Source organism: Cellulosimicrobium sp. Marseille-Q8652 (assembly GCF_965112045.1).
On the sequence record NZ_CBCOPS010000002.1, the window covers coordinates 1,936,205 to 1,955,006 of the forward strand.

Consider the following 18,802-nt stretch of genomic DNA (forward strand, 5'->3'; position numbering starts at 1 on the left):
TAGACCGCCTTTACTAAGTGGGTGTCAACCCGCTCCGACCGTCGTGACCGAACCGTTGTCGAGCGGAGACCGGGCCGAGACGCGGCCGCACCGGGCGGGTGCCGCCGCGCGCGCCGGACGTCCCGGCGTCGCCCCCGTGACCTCGCTCAGTCGTCGGACCGCACTCCGATCCAGCCGCGCGCGCCCGCGTGCTCCACCGACCGTGTCGCGACGGCGACGGCGCTCGCCAGGGCGGCGGCGCCGGGCTCCCCCGCGCACAGCGCGGCCGCGAACGCCCCGTGGACGACGTCGCCCGCCCCCAGCGTGTCGACGACCCGGCGCGGCGCCGGCACGTCCACCTGCGACCGGCGTCCCTCGTCGAGGACCTCGACGGAGCGCGCGCCCCGCGTCCGGGCGACGAAGCGCGGGCCGCGCCGCGCGACGTCCGCCAGGAGCGCGTCCGACCCCCGACCGAAAGGGTCCTCGTCGTCGACCGGCACGCCCGGCACCCGGAAGTCCGCCGACAGCACGACGGCGTCGCAGAGCGCGACCAGCTCCGGCGTGCCCGGCTTCCACGAGCCCCCGTCCAGCACGACGGCGCACCCCGCGTCCCGGGCCCGGCGCGCCGCCGCGAGCGCGAGGGGGGCGACGTGGCCGTCGAGGAGCAGGACGTCGCCCGGGCCCACGGGTCCGAGGAGGGCGTCGACGTCGTCCGCACCGCGTCCCTGCACGACGTCGCCGACCGCGGAGGCGTTCGTGCTCACCACCGCCCGCTCCCCCGTCCCCGCCGTGACCAGCACGGTCGAGACCGCCGGCTGCACGGCGCCCCGGCGCGCGGCCGGGACGGCGTCGACGAGCTCGACCCCGGCCGCGACGACGTCGGCCCGGACCGCGTCCGCGACCGGGCCGGCGCCGACCGCCGCCACGAGACGGGTCGGCACGCCGAGGGCGACCGCCGTCGCCGCGGCGTTGGCGGCGGGACCGCCGAACGTCACGGCGAGCGACCGGGCGACGACCTTCTCGTCGGGCGCGGGCAGGCGGTCGACGACCTGCACGACGTCGAGCGTCAGGAGCCCGCAGCACACCAGCACGTGCCCATCCTGCCCTCGTGTGGCGACCAGGTCACGACCAGTTCACAACACGGTCACGATGTCCGGGGACGTGTCCGGTTCGCACGCTTGGCCCCCTACGCTCGCAGGATGCGCACCAGCACCCGACGGCTCCCCGCCCTCGCCGTCGCACTCCTGCTCGGCGGGACGCTCCTGGCGGGCTGCTCCGGCGGCGGCGACGCGGAGTCGGGCGCTGCGCCCCTCGCCGCCGAGGACCGCGCCGTGCAGGCCGACCCCGGGGGTGAGCCGGCCGAGGCGGGCGTCGCGGGCGCCGTGTCGGGCATCGCGGCGGGGGACGAGGCCGTCCGCGCCGGCGCCGCTCGGGAGGTCGTCACGACCGGGTGGGTCACGGTCGTGACCGCGGACCCCGTCGCCGGCGCGGCGGAGGTCGCGCAGCTCGCGGAGAGCGCCGGCGGGCGCGTCGAGACCCGGAACCAGTCCGGTGCCGTCGACGACGGGTCCGCGCGCGCCGAGCTGACGATCCGCGTGCCGGCCGAGCGGACGACGGCCACGCTCGACGCGCTCGAGCAGGTCGGGGAGGTGGACGACCTGTCGGTCGAGGCGGTCGACGTGACCGGCACCGCGCGCGACCTCGACGCGCGGATCGAGGCGCTGACGACGTCCGTCGACCGTCTGCGCACGCTCATGGGCTCGGCCGACAGCACCGAGGACCTGCTCGCGGCCGAGGAGGAGCTGACGACCCGCCAGGCGGAGCTCGAGTCCCTCCAGTCGCAGCGGGCCGCGCTGACCGACCAGGTCGCGATGTCGACGGTGACCGTCTCGCTGGTGCAGGTCGCCCCCGTCGAGCAGCTCTCCCCCGGCGGGTTCCTCGGTGGGCTGGAGAACGGCTGGAACGCCCTGCTCGCCACGCTCAACGGGCTCGTCGTGGTCCTCGGGGCCCTGCTCCCGTGGCTCGTGCTGGGCGGAGCCGTCGCGCTCGTCGTCCGGTGGGTGCTGCGCCGTCGTCGGCGCGCCTCGGCCGGCGGGACCCCTCCGGCGACGGGTCACCCGGCCGGGCCCGACGCGGGTCCCGGAGGAGCGTCCGGCGAGGGTGCCCGGTCCGGGACGCCGCTCGTCGGGGCGACGCGTGACTGACGGCCCCACGGTCCCGGACCGCGCTCGCGGCGAGGTGGCGCGGCTCTGGGCCGGGGACCCGGGCGGCCCCGACGGCCGCGCGGTGGGGTACCTGGTGACCCGCGAGTGCACGCACTGGGACACCGTCGGTCCGCACGCGTTCCCGCGTCACGTGAACCCCGAACCGCGCGTGCAGTGGCGGGTCCACCTCGACGACCCGGCCCGCGACGACGTCTACTGCGACGACCCGGACGCCCCGTGCGTGGGGCGCCACGACGACACGCTGACGCTCGCGGGCGACGTCCTGCACGTGCAGTGGCTCGCGGGCCGCGAGGCGGAGACCGCCTGGGCGCGCCACGGCTGGTGAGACGACGGACGGCCCGCACCGAGAGGTGCGGGCCGTCCGTCGCAGGGGTGGAGGTGCGGGGAATCGAACACCGCCCGGAACTAACTACAGTTCCGCGGAATACCACCGATTCCAGGGCTCCGTATCACATTGGACTAGTCGGAACATGGCACATAAGATGTAGGAACATCCGCACTCGGTGTTGACGCCGTCAACGAGCGCGGAGGAGGAGACCACATGGCCAGCATCCGACACCGCACACTCCGCGACGGCACCGTCTCGTGGCAGGTCCTGTTCCGCCACGACGACCGCCAGACCTCCGAGACCTTCACCGACGACAGAGCCGCACGGGACTTCAAGCGCCTCGTCGACGACCTCGGAGCCACCGAAGCACTCGAGATCCTCCGCGCGCGCGAGGGCTCCGACGCATCCACGCCCACGCTCCGCGAGTGGTGCCTGGACTACATCGAGCAGGCTCACCGGCGTGCAGGACGGGACGCGCGCGCGGTACCGGCTCATCGTGGACAAGCAGCCGTCCCCGCTCGATCGGCTCCCCGTCGACGCCGTGGCGCCGCCTGCCATCGCGAAGTGGGTGAACGCGCAGGCGCGGTCGGGCCTGTCCGGGAAGACGATCGCGAACCGGCACGGCTTCCTGTCCGGCGCACTCAAGGGCGCAGTGCGCGCGCGGGTCATCGACTCCAACCCGTGCGACGGGACGCGCATCCCGAAGACGGTGCGCGAAGAGATGGTCTTCCTCACCCCGGACGAGTTCGCCATCTTCCTCGCACACATCCACCCGCACGCCCAGGACATGGCTGCCTTGCTCCCCGCTACCGGGCTGCGGTTCGGAGAGATCACCGCCTTGCAGGCCCGTGACGTCGACGTCGAGGCCCGCACCCTGACGGTGTCCCGCTCGTGGAAGTACGCCGAGGGGCGCGCTCCATACCTACCCTTGGGGCACCGAAGACCACACGCTCACGGCGCACCATCGCCCTGCCACCCCAGGTCGTGGACATCCTCGCCCGCCGCGTCACCGGCATGGCGCCGGAGGACTTCGTGTTCACCAACACCGCCGGGCGACCATGGCGCCGCAACAGGTGGCACGAGACCGTGTGGCAGCCAGCCCTGCGCGCCGCGAACCAGCACAACGCGACACCCAGACCCCTGGGCAAGACACCGCGCGTGCACGACATGCGCCACACCTGCGCCTCGTGGATGATCCGCGCCGGCCTGCCGCTGCCGGTGATTCAGCGCCACCTGGGGCACGAGTCCATCACCACGACGGTGGACCGGTACGGGCACATGGAACCGGCGCACCTCGCGATGGCGGCTGGTGCTCTGGGTGCCGCGCTCGGTGCCGCGCTGCCCGAGCCTTGAGGGGCCCGAAGCGGCGTAGTCAGCAGGCGCGTTCGACGCGGTCCAGGCGTTCGACGACGATCGCCTGTTCCGCGCGGGTCAGCCCGTCGAGGCGGCGCATCAAGACGTGCGGCGTGACTTCGAGGTGGTCGGCCGCCGCGGCGAGGTCCTGCGGGTGCAGGGCCATCGCCTCGGCGACCTCGTCCACGTCATGCAGAAGCCGGCGGGTCGCTAGGTCGTCGGCCTCGATCTCGCACCGGACCGCGAACCACCGCCCTGGCGGGTTGTGCTCGTGGTGCCGGAGGTCGATGTGCGCGATCTCGTGCGCGAGGGTCGCGTTCCGCTCGACGCGCCGCAGCGTCCGCTCGAGCAGGATCACCTTCACCTCGTGCACCCACGCCCCGCGCACTGGGGCGATGTCGCATCGTTCGATCTGTACGTCCGGGTGTCGGGCTGCAGCGTCAGCCCATGGGTTGTATCGACCCACCCGGCCCCCTCACTACTCAGTTCGATCGGAGGCTCTCGCGCTTTCTGGAGCAGCGCGAGCCTTCGTTGCGGTGAGGGCCTCCTCCCGCTCCTCGGGGCTGAGGTCCTCGAGGACCTTGGGGTCTACGTCGAGGTAGACGCCGTGGCCAGTGTTGGCACCGGCGGTGACATCCGCTTGCTCGACGCCGCGTGCGACGCGGTCGATGTAGCCGGTCGCCCATCCGAAGTTGTCCTCGATCTTGCGCAGGCTGGCGGCGCGCGGCCAGCGCTTGCCGTTCACGAAGTCGCGGATGGTGTCGACGTGAACTCCCGTGTCCCGGGACAGGGACGCTGCGGTCAGTCCCCGCTCGCTCATCGCGACACGAACCATCTCGATCGCTGTCTGCCGGCTGCTCTCGGCGGCCATGGGGATCCCCTCGCGTCGGTCATATGTATGCCTTCCTGGCATCGGATCGATGGAACACCCCAGGTCAGCGTGTTGTACACGGTGGAACTAGGGCTGGAAGGACCATACACACCGCGGGCAACGGCGCCCGTCAACTAAACACACCGGCGATGTAGTTTCGTGGGGTGTTCCACGTTGTCCCGTTGACAGTTCCACGTCGTCGTGGAAGAGTATGGAACATCAACCGGGAACGGGTGGGAGATCGAGTTCCATGTTCGACCCACTGGTTCCAGGAACAGCAGAGGGGCCCCGGCTTCATCCACCACAGACGACCGGGACCCCACTACGAACAGGAGCCTACCCATGGACGCCTTCGAGCGTTACCTCGCGAACGAGACCGAGCGTCTCGCCGCGCACGGACTGCCACGCGAGTGCGTCGAGTGTGGCGACCCCGCCGACGACACCGAGGCTCTGCCGCTCGTGCGCCGTGCAGGAGGTCGCCGCGTGAACCCCCTCGGCGTCGCCATGGTCCTTGCCCTGGCCTTCCTCCTCATCGCGGCCGGACTGGTCATCGCCTTCGTCGCGAAGCCCCTCGACGGCGCCAACCTCATCGCCGCCCCCACCCTCATCGCCGCCGGCGGCGCGATCCTCGCCCGCGTCCACATCGTCTCCGGAAGGAACGCCCGATGAGCCAGACCACCAGCACGGCGTGGGCCGTCTGCTACTGCGCAGACGAGCAGCACGCCGAGTACGACCGCGAGTCCTGGCAGGACAACCGCGCCGAGCCCGAGAAGACCCTCACTTACTACGAGCCGACCGGACACCTGGTCGAGCAGCAGACCGTGACCGCCGTCCGGGTCGTCAGCATCGGCGCCGCGTCGCCCATGACGCCGGGCCTCGGCCGCCGCAGGCAGGCATCGGCACGTTCGAGGGAGCCAACCGATGAGCACCGAGACGCTCACCAGCCCCGCCGTCGAGGAGGGCTTCTTCGACTGGCGCGAGATGGCCAAGCGCATCAACCGGTCCGCCGACTGGGTGCGCCGCCACACCAAGGAACTCCCCCACCACAGGTTCCCCGGCGGCCGGATCCAGTTCTCCGACGAGTGCGTCCGCATCTACAAGAAGAACACCCTCGTCATCCCCTCCGGCCGGACCAAGGGCTCGCGTTCCCGCGACAAGGGGAACCGCTGATGTCCACCACGACCGAGCGCACCGTCGTCACCGAGCCCGGCGTGTACGACGACATGCCGGACGCCGTCTACCACGGCGACCCCGTGCCCGCCGGGTCCCTGTCGAAGTCCGGAGCCGCGAAGGCTCCTCGACTGCCCCGCGAAGTTCGAGTACGACCGCACCCACGCGGCACCGCCCAAGAAGACGTTCGACCTCGGCCACGCCGCACACAAGGCTCGTGCTCGGTGCCGGACCGGAACTCCGCGAGATCCCCGAGGAGATCCTCGCGAAGAACGGCGCCACGTCGACCACCGAGGCGCGCGAGTTCATCGACAAGGCGCGCGCCGACGGTGCGGTCCCCTCAAGTCCGCCGAGTACCGGCAGGTCCACGAGATGGCCGCCAAGGCTCCGTGAGCACCCGGTCGCGTCAGCGCTCCTGAACCCCGCGAGCGGGAAGGCCGAACAGTCCCTGTTCTGGGTCGACCAGGAGACCGGCGTGTGGCTGCGCGCGCGTCTCGACTGGCTGCCGAACCGGGTCCCCGGACGCCGCACGATCATCCCCGACTACAAGACGGCCGTGTCCGCTGACCCCTGGAAGTTCCGCAGCAACGCCGCCGACTACGGCTACCACATGCAGCACGCCATGTACCTCGACGCGGTCGAAGCGCTCGGGCTCGCGAACCCCGCACCCGCCTTCGTCTTCATCGTCCAGGAGAAGACCGCCCCGTACGTCGTGACGGTCGTCGAGCCTCGACACGGAGGCCGAGTCGCTCGGGCGTCGCATGAACCGCAAGGCCATCGCCACGTTCGCCGAGTGCCAGCGCACCGGCTACTGGCCCGGCTACACCGACGAGGTGGCCCTCGTCTCCCTGCCCGTCTGGTACCAGACCCGAATCGAGGAGTCCCTGTGAGCACCGATGTCGCCCTGCACGGGCAGACGCAGACCGGCCTGTCCATCGACCCGCACCAGTCGGCGTGGACCGAGCAGCAGGTCGCGACCCTCCGCCACATCGGAGTGGAGAACGCCACCCAGGGCGACCTCGACGTGTTCTTCCACGTCGTGCGCCGCACCGGCCTCGACCCGTTCGCCCGGCAGATCTACATGATCGGACGCTGGTCGCCGAACGGGACCAAGTTCACCATCCAGACCGGCATCGACGGGTTCCGCCTCATCGGCCGCCGCGCCGCGAACGCCAGCGGCGAGTCCATCGCGGTCGGGGCCCCCGAGTGGGCGCGCGAGGACGGGCAGTGGATGCCGGTCTGGTCCCCGTCGTGGGGCCAGCCCATCGCCGCGCGGGTCACGATCCACCGGAACGGCAACCCGTTCACCGCGATCGCCCTGTTCGAGGAGTACAAGCAGACCAAGCGCGACGGGACCCTGACCCAGATGTGGGCCCAGCGCCCGGCCGGTCAGATCGCGAAGTGCGCCGAGGCCCTCGCGTGGCGAATGGCGTTCCCGCAGGACCTCGGCGGCATCTACGCCGACGAGGAGATGCGCCAGGCGGACCGCCCTGCACCCGCCGGGCCGACCCCCGCCGGTCGGGTGACGGCGTCGGAGATCATCGGCGAGCCCACGCCGGCCGACGCCGACGTGGTCGACGCCGAAGTCGTCGCCAACGCCCCGGTCCCGGCAACGGCCCAGCAGCGCAAGGCCGTCATCGCGGCACTGGACGCGGACGGTGTGGACGGGACGGACAAGGACGCTGTCCTCGCGTCCCTGACCGCGCGCCTCGGCCGTCCGATCACGTCGACGTCCGAGCCTCACCGCGGACGAGGCCGACCAGATCACCGAGGGCACACCGTGACCGGCGCTACGCGCAGAACACGGACGTCTCGTCCGACCGCTCGCGCGCGGAGATCGAGCGCACGCTCGCACGCTACGGCGCGACCACCTTCACCTACGGGTGGACCGAAGGCAAGGCGGCGATCGGATTCGTGAAGGACGGGCGGCAGATCCGGTTCGTCCTCCCGCTCCCGGACCGCGCCGCGCGCGAGTTCACGCACACCCCGGCCCGCGGCACCCGCCGCTCCGACGCCGAGATCGAGCGGCAGCACGAGCAGGCCGTCCGGCAGCGGTGGCGCGCCCTCGCGCTCATGGTCAAGGCGAAGGCTCGAGGCCGTCGACGCCGGGATCGTGACCTTCGAGGCCGAGTTCCTGCCCCACACCGTCCTGCCGTCCGGGCGGACCGTGTTCGAGGAGGTCGGCCCCGCCGTCGAAATCGCCTACGAGACCGGTGCTGTCGCCCCCCTGCAGATCGAAGGGCGAAGCCAGTGACGGACCACCGTCCGGCGCGGATCAACCCGGACACCCGAGGCGCGCTGGCCGCAGCCATGATCGCGACCAGCGCCCTCGTGTCCATCTCGTTCGTCCTGTCCTTCGCCGGACTGTCCGCTCTCGCCCCGTGGGCCGCCGTCCCCGGACACCTGTCCGCGCTCGTCCCGCTGTTCATCGACGGCGCCATCCTCGTCTACACGTACTCGGCGCTGGCAGCGCGGGCGCGGCTTGAGTCCGCGGCCCGGCCGTGGACGTGGGTCGCCCTCTGGACGCTCGTGTCCAGCGCGGCGAACGCCGCGCACGCGTGGTCGTTCGGCCCCGGCGGATGGCAGGGTCGTCGGCGCCACCCTCGCCGCACTGTTCCCGATCGGGTCGCTCCTCGGGTGCCACGAGATCGCGGACCGCATGATCGCCCGCCCTGTCCCAGCCACGGACACCACCCCGGACGCCCCTGTCCAGGTGTCCAGCCCGGTCGGGACAGACCCGGTCCCGACTGTCCGGCCCACGGTCGGCGACCGGGACGCCCGGATCCTCGAGCTCCACGGCAACGGACTCTCCCTCCGCGCCATCGCGACCGAGACCGGCGTGTCCAAGACCACCGTCCACAACGTCATCTCCGCCGCTGGAGCACCCGCATGACCCGACCCAAGCAGCACCGCTGCGTCCGCTGCGGCATCGAGATGCACGAGGCGAACCGGGCGTGCCGCGACTGCCGATCCACAGACCCCCGGACCTGCAAGGCCCTCACCACCGGACCCCGACGAAAGGCCGCAGCATGACCACCGCCCCTCCCCCGCCACCCTGCCGGTGCGGCGCCGACCGCGACCACCGCGGCGGCCTCTGCACCCACTGCGACGCCCCGCCACCCATCTCCCGGTACGTCAGCACCGGCGAGGGCAAGGTCGCGATCCACGAGTGCCCCACCGGCTGTGTCGCGTGCCGAACCCGCGACGCCCACTGCGAGGTCTGCCGCACCGACTGCGGCACGCCCGTCGCCGCCGCCTACCACCAGCGCCAGTGCCGCAAGGCAGAGACCTTCCTGAGGAACAACCCCGCATGACCGCACCCGTCACCGTCTACACCCAGCCCCACTGCATGCCCTGCACCGCCACGAAGCGCCAGCTCACACGGCGCGGCATCCCGTACGCCGAGGTCGACCTCACCACCGACCCCGCCGCCCTCGCCCTCGTCCAGTCCCTCGGACACCAGGCCGCACCCGTCGTCATCGCCGGCGACCAGCACTGGTCCCAGTACCGACCAGACCGCATCAACGCCCTCACCACCACCCACCAGGAGAACTGACATGGCAGGCGACACCCAGATCACCGTCATCGGCAACCTCACCGCCGACCCCGAGCTCCGCTTCACCCCCGCCGGCGCCGCCGTCGCGAACTTCACCATCGCGTCCACGCCCCGCACGTTCGACAAGCAGGCGAACGAGTGGAAGGACGGCGACACCCTCTTCATGCGCTGCTCCCTCTGGCGCGAGGCCGCGGAGAACGTCGCGGAGTCGCTGACGAAGGGCATGCGGGTCATCGCGCAGGGCCGCCTCGTCCAGCGGTCCTACGAGACCCGCGAGGGAGAGAAGCGCACCGTCGTCGAGCTGCAGGTCGACGAGGTCGGCCCGTCCCTCACCTTCGCCACGGCCAAGGTCACCCGCGCCCAGCGCTCGGGCGGCGGCCAGCAGCGCCCCGCCGCGCGCGGCAACGACGCCTGGTCCACCGGCGGCGGCGCCTCCTTCACGGACGAGCCGCCCTTCTAGACCGCCACACGGGTAGCCCCGCCCCAACCGCCAAGAAGCGGCGGGGCTACCCACCCCAACCCGTCATCACAGACCCGGAAGGAGTCCCCGTGGGGACCACCCAGACTACGCACCGACCAGCCGCCGCCAACCACCTCGCCACCCTCGAGGTGACGGCATGAGCAACCTGACGATGACCGACCTGTTCTGCGGCGCCGGAGGTTCGTCCACCGGCGCGGTGTCGGTCCCCGGCGTCACCGTCCGCCTCGCCGCGAACCACTGGGACAAGGCGATCGAGACTCACAACACGAACCACCCCGACGTCGACCACCTGCAGGCCGACATCTCGAACACCGACCCGAAGTACGTCCCGACGACCGACATCCTCTGGGCGTCACCCGAGTGCACGAACCACTCCCGCGCGAAGGGCCGCAAGGCCCACCGACAGCCCGACCTGTTCGGCGATGTCCTGCCCGACGAAGCTGCCGAGCGGTCCCGCGCGACCATGTGGGACGTCGTCCGGTTCGCCGAGGCCCACCACTACCGCGCGGTCCTCGTCGAGAACGTCGTCGAGGTCGTCGACTGGTCGTCCGAGTGGGGCGTGAAGGGCGGCCTGTTCCAGTCGTGGCTCGGCGCGATGCACGCCATGGGGTACCGGCACCACATCGTGTCCATGAACTCCATGCACGCCCAGGGCTACGGACTCCCCGCACCGCAGTCGCGCGACCGCGTCTACATCGCATTCTGGCGCGAGGGCGAGCGGGCCCCGGACTTCGAGCGCATGCAGCGTCCGCGCGCGTACTGCCCGCGCTGCGACGTCGTTGTCGACGCCATGCAGTGGTGGAAGAAGGGCGACGGACAGGCACGGCCCGGCCGCTACCGGTCCCAGTACCTCTACCGGTGCCCGAGCTCGGCGCACGCGCTCGAGATCGTCGAGCCGGCGTGGCTGCCCGCGTCCTCGATCATCGACTGGTCGAACCCGGGCGTGCGGATCGGTGATCGGGACAAGCCGCTCGCAGAGAAGACGATGCGCCGCATCCAGGTCGGCATCGACCGGTACTGGTCCCCGATCCTCGCGGAGAACGGCGGCAACCCCTACGACGCCGCGGACCCGAAGCACCCCGGGTTCGGCAACCCCGACTCGTACTACCGGGCGTGGCCGCTGAGCGACCCGACGCAGACGATGCACACCCGCGAGTCGAAGGGACTCGCGTATCACCCGCTGATGGTCCCCGCCGGCGGCACGTGGAACGACCGGGCGAAGCCGACCGGTGAAGTCATGACGACCAGGACGACCCGCGAGACCGACGGGCTCGCGTTCCCGCCGTTCCTCGCCGAGCTCCGCGGCGGCGGCTCGACGGCCCGCGCGGCGTCGGACCCGCTCGCGACCGTCACCGCGTCCGGGAACCACCACGGGCTGGTCATGCCGTACTACGGCACGGGCCGGGCGGCACCGGCCGACGAGGCGCTTTCGACCGTGACGACGCTCGCGCGTCACGCGCTGATCCACCGACACAACAACAACCGCGGCGACCAGTCGGCGATGACGACGCCGGCGCACGAGCCGGTCCGGACGATGACGACGAGCGGCCACCAGTCCGTGCTGCAGGCGGACCGCCCGACCGTCGACATCGACGACGTCCGGTTCCGGATGCTCGAGCCCGACGAGATCAAGCAGGCCATGGCCTTCCCCGGCGACTACGTCATGGTCGGCAACCGGCGCGAGCAGGTGAAGCTCTCCGGCAACGCCGTCACCCCGCCCGCCGCGCGCGACCTCGTCGCGACCGTCGTCGCCGCGATCACCGGAGAGGGCATGGCCCGATGAGCGCCCGGTCGGTGTCCGTCGTCCTGCCCGTCGAGTGGGTCCTGACCGCCAACGGCCGCTACCACCACATGGTCCGCGCGAACTGCACCCGCAAGATCCGAGCCGCGTTCGCCGACGCCGCCGACGGCATGGCACCCCTCACCACACCCGTCACCGCCGAGTACCAGCTCGAGTTCAAGCGCGGCCACCGGCGCGACTCCCCGAACTGGGCACCCACCTTCAAGGCCGCCCTCGACGGATTCGCCACCGACGCCGGCGTCCTCCCCGACGACGACGACCGCCACGTCCGACCCACCGTGATCCAGCCCCACGAGGTCGACAACCAGCTCCCGGACCAGCACGTCCGCCTCACCATCACCCTCACGGAGGCACACCCATGACCACCCTGGCTGAGCCCACCCAGCGTCGCCGCACCGGGCGCCCCGACACCTGCACCATCGACGGCTGCGACAAGCCGCACAAGAGCCTCGGGTACTGCATGGCGCACTACCACCGGTACCGCCGCCACGGCGACCCCCTCGCATCCGGCACCGGCCGACCAGGACGACCACGCATCCTGACCGAAGCCATGCTCGAGGACCTCGAGTGGATGGCCCGCCACGGCGAGTGCTCCGTCGGCGCCACCGAGCGCATCAACACCCACACCGACGCGAGCATTGTGTTCACCCCCGAGCGGCTCGTCGAAGAGCTCCGCGACGCCGGACACCGCGGCCTCGCCGCAACACTCCTCCTCAACGACGAGATCCCCGACGACGAGATGTCCGACGGGTTCGACTCCGCCGGCGCACGAGGCCGCCGCGTCAAGCTCGAGAAGTCCGCCGCCCAGTGGCGCCGAGGCGGTGACGCCTGATGGCCGACAAGCGGGCCTACGCCAAGTTCGACGTCGGTTACCTCGACAACCCCAAGGTCGGGCCCCTCCTCGAGGACGACAAGCCCTACGCCGTCATCCTCCACGCGGCCTCGATCATGTACGCCGCCCAGCACCTCACGAACGGCGTCGTCCGCGTCAAGACCCTTCTCCGGAAGACCGGCGCCAGCCAGGACGACGTCCGAGCCCTGTTCGACGCCGGACTGTGGCACGACCTCGGTGACGGGCAGGCCGAGGTGCACGACTACCTCGAGCACAACCGCTCCGCCGAGCAGGCGCAGAAGGCCACCGACAAGGCGCGCAAGGCAGCGCAGGTCCGCTACGAGCAGGCGGCGAGCACAGCGAACGCGGGCGAGCCGGGCAGTGCGCCGAGCACCTCCCCCACGGATGCACCGGGCACTGCATCGAGCAGTGCTCCGAGCATGCCAATAGAGAGAGAGAAAGAGAGAGAGAAGAACTCTCGTCCATCCGCTCCGCGGACGGACACGCGACCGCCCGGATCCTTCGACACCTTCTGGGCCGCGTACCCCCGCAAGGAAGCGAAACGCAACGCCGAGAAGGCGTACCTCGGCGCACTCAAGCGCACCGGCGGCGACGCCACCCCGATCATCCTCGGCGCCCGCCGCTACGCCGCAGACCCCAACCGGGAGCAGGCGTTCACCGCACTCCCCGCGACGTGGCTCAACGGCGACCGGTGGGGCGACGACCCGCTCCCCGCACGCGTCACCAACCGACCCGCCGACGCCCCCCGACCAGGCGCCGGCGTGTGGGACCAGCGCGTCACCGACCCCTACGGCCTCGAGGAGGACAACGCACGATGAGCACCACCACCTGGGACGAGCTCACCGTCGTCGACGCCGAACGCCTCATCGTCGGCATCGCGCTCCACGACCCCGCCACCGCCGACGAAGTCCGCCTCGAGCCTGGCGACTTCTCCGACATCCGCTGCGCCACGCTCTGGGCCACCGCCCGTGAGCTCCACACCCAGCGGCGCCCCACCGACCCCGCCACCATCCTCGCGAACCTCCGCGGCGACATCCGCGGCATCGACCCCGTCTGGGTCGCTGACCTCTACGGCGCCGCACCTGTCACCACCCTCGCCGACCACTACGCCAGCATCGTCACCGAAGCCGCCACCCACCGGCGCCTCGGCGCCGTCGCCACCCGCATCCGGCAGATGGTCACCGAGAACGTGCCCGCCGCCGACGCCGTCGAGATCGCACGCGCCGAGATCGACGCCTGCTCCACCAACACCACCACCGCCACCGGGTACATGCGCGACCACCTCGGCGACATGCTCGACGCCCTCGAAGAGGAACCCACCTTCACCCCCACCCCCTGGGCCGACCTCAACCACCTCATCGGCGGATGGCGACCAGGCGCGCTCTACGTCATCGGCGCCCGACCAGGCGCCGGCAAGACCCTCATGTCCACCCAAGCCGCCGTCGACATCGCCGCCCACGGCGGAACCGTCGCCCTCAACAACCTCGAGATGTCCCGCCAAGAGGTCATGTTCCGAGTCACCGCCCAAGTCGCCGGCGTCCACCTCGGCCGCATCCTCGACCGCAAACTCACCACCGACGACTGGGAGAAGATCACCAAGCACGCCGCGACCATCCGCGACCTGCCCCTGTCGATCGACGACAACTCCTACGCCCGGCCCGTCGACATCAAGGCCCACGCGCGCACCATCGCCCGCGACGGCAACCTCACCGCCATCGTCGTCGACTACCTGCAGCTCATGACGGGCCCGCCCGGCGACAAGCGCCCCCGGCAAGAGGTCGTGTCCGACATCTCCCGCGAACTCAAGCTCCTCGCGAAGGACATGCAAGTCCCCGTCATCGCCCTCGCCCAGCTCAACCGCAACGCCGCCGGCGCACCCCCCACCCTCTCCGACCTCCGCGAGTCCGGAGCGCTGGAACAGGACAGCGACGTCGTCCTCCTCCTCCACCTCAACCCCGACGACCCCACCGACCTCAACGTCGCCGTCGCCAAGAACCGACACGGAGCCACCGGCGCATTCCAGCTCCTGCGCCGCGGACACCTCGCACGCGTCGACAACGCCGCCTGGGCAGGAGGTCAGCGATGACCCTCGACCTCGCCGACCCCCACGTCCGCCGAGCCCACATCGCACTCACGCTCTGGGGCTGCCCCCGCCCCGACAAGCACCACTTCATGGCCCGCGCCGACGCCGAAACCGCGCTCGACCACTACCGCAACCACCCCAACCACAACCCCACCGCCAGCGTCTACCACTGCCCCTGCGGCGGATGGGTCTGGGGACGCCGACGAAAGTGACACACGACAGGCCGGTGTCAGGAACTTGCAGGAAGTTGCTGACACCGGCCCACGTGTTAGTCAGGAAACGCGCATGGTTGGCCGGTTGCTTGTTCCATGTTGTGCGGGTAGAGTTCCAGCATGTTCCCACCACAGATACCCACTGTTCCGCCTGCGGGCGGGAGAGGAACTCCTGCCGTGAAGCGTATCGAGTTCATCGACGTCGAGCCGAGCGACGTTCGTCCCGGCGATGTCGCGGACCACCTGACGCGCGAGCTGGACCCGCGCACCGTCGCCTACGTCGACCACGAGGCCGGCGCGATCGCCTTGCAAATCGGGGCGCACGTGACCAGCCTCCTGCCGCTCGAGAACTACCGGTACTCGCGTCGCGACGCCGCGGCGGAGGTGGCGTGATGACCCGCTACTTCCTGGGCAGGGACGGCGGCTTGCCGACTCCCGTGCCCGACGACGAGCCCGGCAACCGCGCCGAGATCCTGGCTCACTCCTCGTTCTACACCGAGGTCCAGGTCGTCCCGCTCGACGCCATCGTGATCGACGGAACGCTGCCCAAGGTGGTCGTCAGCGAGAACCGTGGAGGGCGCGACCACGGCAACCTGATCGTGCGCCTCGACGACGACTCGCTCGGGCCGTTCTCCGAGTTCGACCCGACGCTCGAAGACCCGGACGACCTGCGCCGCAGGGCGCGAGCGTTCCTCGCCGCCGCCAACCACCTCGAGCAGCACCCGCCCGTCGACGAGGAGCAGGTCGCCACGATCCGCGCGATCCTCAACGAGATCCCGACCGGGCAAGGGTCGCGCGACCGCATCGCGCGGCTCCTCGTCGAGCGCGGCGCCCGCGTCGGGGGTGCGTCCTGATGCCGCGCCACGCCAGCGTGTGGCCGTACCACGAAGTCGACCGCGCCGACTACGAAGGCTGCGCCGTCCCGGTCCGCACCGCCGACCAGCACGCCCGCCAGTACGCAGCCGACACGGTGCGGCTCGCCGACCCGAAGTCGCGCGGGGGACGTACCGCACGCACCGTCCCGAACCTCGCCCGCGACGAGCACCAGGCCGAGGCCCGACGACTCCACCAGCTCGCCGACCGCCGCCAGGCACTCGCCGACCAGCAGCGCGCGCTCCTCCACACCGACGCCGCCGACGCCTTCGAGGCCGACGCCAGGCACTTCCGCCGCCTCGCCGACTGGCACGCTGGCCGAGGCCAGCAGCCGCTCAGAGGTGGCGGGATGATGAGCTAATCGCCTGCCGGTCACTGCGGTCTTCTTCTACTGCTGAACTAGTCCTGGCTTCCCTCCCGCGCCAGGAGGCCGGTCATGAAGTAGCCGACAGCTCTCTTAATCACGTTGAGCTCGCGAATGGTTATCTCGTCGCCGAAGACTGCTTCTACGGCGAACTCAAAAGTCCAGAGCGGCAGAGTTGGAAACCGCCGAATCAGGGCCAGCACGCCATCGTGGTCTGGCACCACTCCGAGATCTCGCATCGACCGCAGTTCCTCGACGAGCCCGTGCAGCGCATCAGGATCAAGCACGTCGGGGTACACCTCGTCAAGCGCAGCACCTTCGGCGACCTCTTCGACCGTTGCCGCTGCAGCGTTCGCACCGATCGCCTCGAGAGAGGACAAGAACCGCTCGAAACTCATTTGGTGATAACCCTGCGTATTGACTGCGGCGAACTCTTCGATCAGCCCAGGGTGTGCCCCGGTACGCTGCCCGCGCTCCCCGGCCCACCAATCGTCCTTTCCGTCATTCGTGACGAACAGAAACGGCACGCTCACAGTTGAAGCATGCTCCAGCAACTGTCGCCACAGAATGTAGTCCCCGGCTCGAAGGAGATCCGTGTGCTTCTTGGCGGAACCTGCGTCCTTCCAGCCCGGTGGGATTTGATTGGGTGCGCGCCAAGCCATGAATTCTTCAACCCAGAGGCGGATTCTGTCAGGACCGCTGGGCACCCCAACCCGGCCCTCCAGCAACTTCTCGATGTCCTCAAGCAACGGATCCGCTTCCGGCGAGCACTTAGCCGGATCCGCAGCCGCGATTTCCGCTAATCTATCCAGCAAGGGGAGCAAGGCTTCGTCGACGGCCTCAGCAACGGCGGAGCGCGACTCGGCGAAGCGCTTCTCGTCACCGAACGCAGCGACCACTTCATTCTTCGCCTTGTCAATTGCTACCCGCACCTTCGAGTGCGCCGCCGGCAACTCACCGCGCACTCCGTTAAGGTTGCGCAGGAACTCGACACCGACCTGGTGAGGTATCCACAGGCGATCCTGGACGACCTTCAGAGCCGCTAGCGCATCCTTGCGGGCCGGAAGGCTCAATCGGTACAGACCGGTCAGAACGTTAGTATCTAACACAATTGTTGCGCTTCTAATGAAGCGGTCGGTGTCCTGCGTGATGGATGAGTGAGGGAGCGAGGAGCGCACGCTGCATTCTGGCGCACCGAAGTAGCTAGTGTCACCTCTTGCACGCCACAAGACCACGGTTCAGCGGGCATCGGCACGCGGGGACTCCATGGACCGCGTCAGCCTGCCCGCTTAAGCGCTCCTGATCGAAGCCATTCCACGATCGTCACCGCCTGCAGCACGACTACTCGGGCTTGCTCGATGCTTGCGCGCTTCGGGTCGGTTCCGTGTCGGCCTGGCTCGTAGCCCACTAGCTCGAGAGCCTGAAGGAACGGTAAAGCAGTCGCATTCTCATCTCTCGCGGCCACTGCAAATGTCCACTTCTCCGGCTTGCTTCGCAGTGCTGCAACCATTCCACCTAACCTGGCGGTATCGTTGTTGGGTTCCACGATCGGCTTCAAGAGATACTCGATCGCTTTTACCGCAGCGTTCCATGCCGAGGTGGCATCGCGGTCGCGCCCGTAAGCGAACGCCCACGCCGCCCCTATCTCCTCCCCGGCACGATCCTCGTACGAGGCCGCAGACATGACCGCCGAACGAGCCTCCTCCCCGACCCGTTCTTCGAGCCCGCGAGGGGCCACCATGCGCACGCGATGGATCGACAGGCCGACGTCTAGCAGGGTGTCGAGATCCTGCAAGCGCTTCTCGCTCGCCACCTTGCACAAAAAATCGATGACATCAAGGAAAACGTCCGTGTCGGTGTGCATGTCGCTTACGACCTGCCGGTAGCGGTAGTACGCGTCTTGCTCAACTATCGGCAACTGCAGCCGGACGATTACGGCATCGAGGAGTTGCTCTCTGGCGTGTCCGCGTTCATCGAAAAGTAGTTGCTCGACCCACTTGAGCAGAGGACCTGCGAGGTGGGCAGGGACGCCGTCGAGGTGCTCAAACGGTGCCCGTCGTCCTCGGCGTACAGAGTATGGAGACCATGCCATACGCGGAGTCTAGAGTCGGCTTCGGGACCCGTGGCGATTGACGATCGCGAGACACTGCTTCCATGAGCCTTCCTGGTCGCTACATCTCAGCCCTCCGTGCCGTCGAGCTGGAGGAGCCCAGCGCCGCGCATCTCCGCCTCGAGCTGGAACACGCGGACGACCTCGACGCCACCGTGCGTCAGTACGAACGTGACGTGCAGGCCTTCGACATGGAAGCCGTCCACGGCCGCGTCGGCGCGCGGACCAGTGCCGAAGCGTGCCTCGCACATGCGAAGCGTCGACTCGTTGATCTGCTTGCAAAGGACGAGATGGAGTAGACCAAGCCTCGTGCGACGCCTGCCAAGACAGGACGGCGCACCTCCTCATCGGGGGTGCGCCGTTCGTCGTTCTCACCATGCCGGTGTCGCAACCACGGGCGCCTCCAGTTACCCGTAGGTCCTGCAGAAGATCGACGGTGGCGTCTACAACGACGTCATCGCCCACGTCGGGTACGCCGGCGCGGACATCCTCAACGTCGAGAAGGCGTGCCGCGCGAGCGTCGCCGCAGGTCCGTCGGCGTGT

At 70.1% G+C, this 18,802-nt stretch carries 25 protein-coding genes and 1 pseudogene; 21 read left to right on the forward strand and 5 right to left on the reverse strand.

Annotation, left to right across the window (positions count from 1 at the left end; genetic code table 11):
- Positions 1-146: 146 nt before the first annotated feature.
- Positions 147-1,070: a PfkB family carbohydrate kinase gene (locus ACWPWV_RS18670; protein WP_454044379.1), complete on the reverse strand. Its 924-nt coding sequence runs from the start codon at positions 1,068-1,070 to the stop codon at positions 147-149.
- Positions 1,071-1,178: 108 nt separating this feature from the next.
- Between ACWPWV_RS18670 and ACWPWV_RS18675 the strand changes: the two genes are divergently transcribed.
- The 3 genes from ACWPWV_RS18675 (at position 1,179) to ACWPWV_RS18685 (ending at position 3,885) form a co-directional block, all read left to right on the forward strand.
- A complete protein-coding gene (locus tag ACWPWV_RS18675) occupies positions 1,179-2,183 on the forward strand; it encodes a DUF4349 domain-containing protein (protein ID WP_454044380.1) in 1,005 nt (334 codons plus the stop codon).
- Positions 2,176-2,529 (forward strand): hypothetical protein, encoded by a 354-nt coding sequence (locus ACWPWV_RS18680; RefSeq protein ID WP_454044381.1) that lies wholly within the window; start codon positions 2,176-2,178, stop codon positions 2,527-2,529. The genes ACWPWV_RS18675 and ACWPWV_RS18680 overlap by 8 nt, the downstream gene beginning before the upstream one ends.
- Before the next feature lie 894 nt (positions 2,530-3,423).
- Complete coding sequence (locus tag ACWPWV_RS18685) at positions 3,424-3,885, forward strand: tyrosine-type recombinase/integrase (RefSeq protein WP_454044382.1); 462 nt, start codon at positions 3,424-3,426, stop codon at positions 3,883-3,885.
- Between the two features lie 19 nt (positions 3,886-3,904).
- On the opposite strand, the gene ACWPWV_RS18690 is transcribed toward ACWPWV_RS18685, so the two are convergent.
- Together ACWPWV_RS18690 and ACWPWV_RS18695 are read right to left on the reverse strand one after the other, a co-directional pair.
- Entirely contained in the window at positions 3,905-4,351 is a 447-nt protein-coding gene (locus tag ACWPWV_RS18690) for an ImmA/IrrE family metallo-endopeptidase (RefSeq protein WP_454044383.1), read from the reverse strand.
- A 12-nt stretch (positions 4,352-4,363) separates the two neighbouring features.
- On the reverse strand, positions 4,364-4,756 hold the full coding sequence (locus ACWPWV_RS18695) for a helix-turn-helix domain-containing protein (RefSeq protein WP_454044384.1): 393 nt from the start codon (positions 4,754-4,756) through the stop codon (positions 4,364-4,366).
- A 201-nt stretch (positions 4,757-4,957) separates the two neighbouring features.
- On the opposite strand from ACWPWV_RS18695, the gene ACWPWV_RS18700 reads away from it, so the two are divergent.
- The 17 genes and pseudogenes from ACWPWV_RS18700 to ACWPWV_RS18780 all read left to right on the forward strand — a co-directional run bounded on the left by ACWPWV_RS18700 (position 4,958) and on the right by ACWPWV_RS18780 (position 16,146).
- Positions 4,958-5,425, forward strand: coding sequence for a hypothetical protein (locus ACWPWV_RS18700; protein ID WP_454044385.1), 468 nt, complete (start codon positions 4,958-4,960; stop codon positions 5,423-5,425).
- A 252-nt stretch (positions 5,426-5,677) separates the two neighbouring features.
- Complete coding sequence (locus tag ACWPWV_RS18705; RefSeq protein ID WP_454044386.1) at positions 5,678-5,926, forward strand: hypothetical protein; 249 nt, start codon at positions 5,678-5,680, stop codon at positions 5,924-5,926.
- 217 nt (positions 5,927-6,143) lie between these two features.
- Positions 6,144-7,844: a phage recombination protein Bet gene (gene bet / locus ACWPWV_RS18710; RefSeq protein WP_454044387.1), complete on the forward strand. Its 1,701-nt coding sequence runs from the start codon at positions 6,144-6,146 to the stop codon at positions 7,842-7,844.
- 195 nt (positions 7,845-8,039) lie between these two features.
- Positions 8,040-8,180 carry a hypothetical protein gene (locus ACWPWV_RS18715; protein ID WP_454044388.1) on the forward strand — a complete coding sequence of 47 codons (141 nt, stop codon included), beginning with the start codon at positions 8,040-8,042 and terminating at the stop codon, positions 8,178-8,180.
- A gap of 56 nt (positions 8,181-8,236) precedes the next feature.
- Positions 8,237-8,473, forward strand: a pseudogene (locus ACWPWV_RS18720) (DUF2637 domain-containing protein); the annotation flags it as partial.
- 166 nt (positions 8,474-8,639) lie between these two features.
- The gene (locus ACWPWV_RS18725) at positions 8,640-8,819 is read left to right on the forward strand and encodes a helix-turn-helix domain-containing protein (protein ID WP_454044613.1); all 180 of its coding nucleotides are present in this window, start codon (positions 8,640-8,642) and stop codon (positions 8,817-8,819) included.
- 417 nt (positions 8,820-9,236) lie between these two features.
- Complete coding sequence (locus tag ACWPWV_RS18730; RefSeq protein ID WP_454044389.1) at positions 9,237-9,482, forward strand: glutaredoxin family protein; 246 nt, start codon at positions 9,237-9,239, stop codon at positions 9,480-9,482.
- 1 nt (position 9,483) lies between these two features.
- A complete protein-coding gene (locus tag ACWPWV_RS18735) occupies positions 9,484-9,942 on the forward strand; it encodes a single-stranded DNA-binding protein (protein WP_454044390.1) in 459 nt (152 codons plus the stop codon).
- A gap of 157 nt (positions 9,943-10,099) precedes the next feature.
- Complete coding sequence (locus tag ACWPWV_RS18740) at positions 10,100-11,746, forward strand: DNA cytosine methyltransferase (protein WP_454044391.1); 1,647 nt, start codon at positions 10,100-10,102, stop codon at positions 11,744-11,746.
- Complete coding sequence (locus tag ACWPWV_RS18745) at positions 11,743-12,126, forward strand: hypothetical protein (RefSeq protein WP_454044392.1); 384 nt, start codon at positions 11,743-11,745, stop codon at positions 12,124-12,126. The genes ACWPWV_RS18740 and ACWPWV_RS18745 overlap by 4 nt, the downstream gene beginning before the upstream one ends.
- Positions 12,123-12,596: a hypothetical protein gene (locus ACWPWV_RS18750; RefSeq protein WP_454044393.1), complete on the forward strand. Its 474-nt coding sequence runs from the start codon at positions 12,123-12,125 to the stop codon at positions 12,594-12,596. The genes ACWPWV_RS18745 and ACWPWV_RS18750 overlap by 4 nt, the downstream gene beginning before the upstream one ends.
- Positions 12,596-13,435, forward strand: a complete 840-nt coding sequence (locus ACWPWV_RS18755; protein WP_454044394.1) for a hypothetical protein — start codon at positions 12,596-12,598, stop codon at positions 13,433-13,435. The genes ACWPWV_RS18750 and ACWPWV_RS18755 overlap by 1 nt, the downstream gene beginning before the upstream one ends.
- Positions 13,432-14,703, forward strand: a complete 1,272-nt coding sequence (locus ACWPWV_RS18760; RefSeq protein ID WP_454044395.1) for a replicative DNA helicase — start codon at positions 13,432-13,434, stop codon at positions 14,701-14,703. The genes ACWPWV_RS18755 and ACWPWV_RS18760 overlap by 4 nt, the downstream gene beginning before the upstream one ends.
- Positions 14,700-14,912 (forward strand): hypothetical protein, encoded by a 213-nt coding sequence (locus ACWPWV_RS18765; protein ID WP_454044396.1) that lies wholly within the window; start codon positions 14,700-14,702, stop codon positions 14,910-14,912. Before ACWPWV_RS18760 ends, ACWPWV_RS18765 begins: the two co-directional genes overlap by 4 nt.
- Positions 14,913-15,089: 177 nt before the next feature.
- Positions 15,090-15,305 carry a hypothetical protein gene (locus ACWPWV_RS18770; protein ID WP_454044397.1) on the forward strand — a complete coding sequence of 72 codons (216 nt, stop codon included), beginning with the start codon at positions 15,090-15,092 and terminating at the stop codon, positions 15,303-15,305.
- Positions 15,305-15,766: a hypothetical protein gene (locus ACWPWV_RS18775; protein WP_454044398.1), complete on the forward strand. Its 462-nt coding sequence runs from the start codon at positions 15,305-15,307 to the stop codon at positions 15,764-15,766. The genes ACWPWV_RS18770 and ACWPWV_RS18775 overlap by 1 nt, the downstream gene beginning before the upstream one ends.
- A complete protein-coding gene (locus ACWPWV_RS18780; RefSeq protein WP_454044399.1) occupies positions 15,766-16,146 on the forward strand; it encodes a hypothetical protein in 381 nt (126 codons plus the stop codon). Before ACWPWV_RS18775 ends, ACWPWV_RS18780 begins: the two co-directional genes overlap by 1 nt.
- Positions 16,147-16,184: 38 nt before the next feature.
- Here the strand turns inward: ACWPWV_RS18780 and ACWPWV_RS18785 are convergent, their stop codons facing one another.
- Both ACWPWV_RS18785 and ACWPWV_RS18790 read right to left on the reverse strand, forming a co-directional pair.
- On the reverse strand, positions 16,185-17,327 hold the full coding sequence (locus ACWPWV_RS18785; protein ID WP_454044400.1) for a PIN-like domain-containing protein: 1,143 nt from the start codon (positions 17,325-17,327) through the stop codon (positions 16,185-16,187).
- 98 nt (positions 17,328-17,425) lie between these two features.
- The gene (locus ACWPWV_RS18790) at positions 17,426-18,241 is read right to left on the reverse strand and encodes a hypothetical protein (RefSeq protein WP_454044401.1); all 816 of its coding nucleotides are present in this window, start codon (positions 18,239-18,241) and stop codon (positions 17,426-17,428) included.
- Between the two features lie 62 nt (positions 18,242-18,303).
- On the opposite strand from ACWPWV_RS18790, the gene ACWPWV_RS18795 reads away from it, so the two are divergent.
- A complete protein-coding gene (locus ACWPWV_RS18795; RefSeq protein ID WP_454044402.1) occupies positions 18,304-18,558 on the forward strand; it encodes a hypothetical protein in 255 nt (84 codons plus the stop codon).
- The last annotated feature ends 244 nt before the right edge of the window (positions 18,559-18,802 follow it).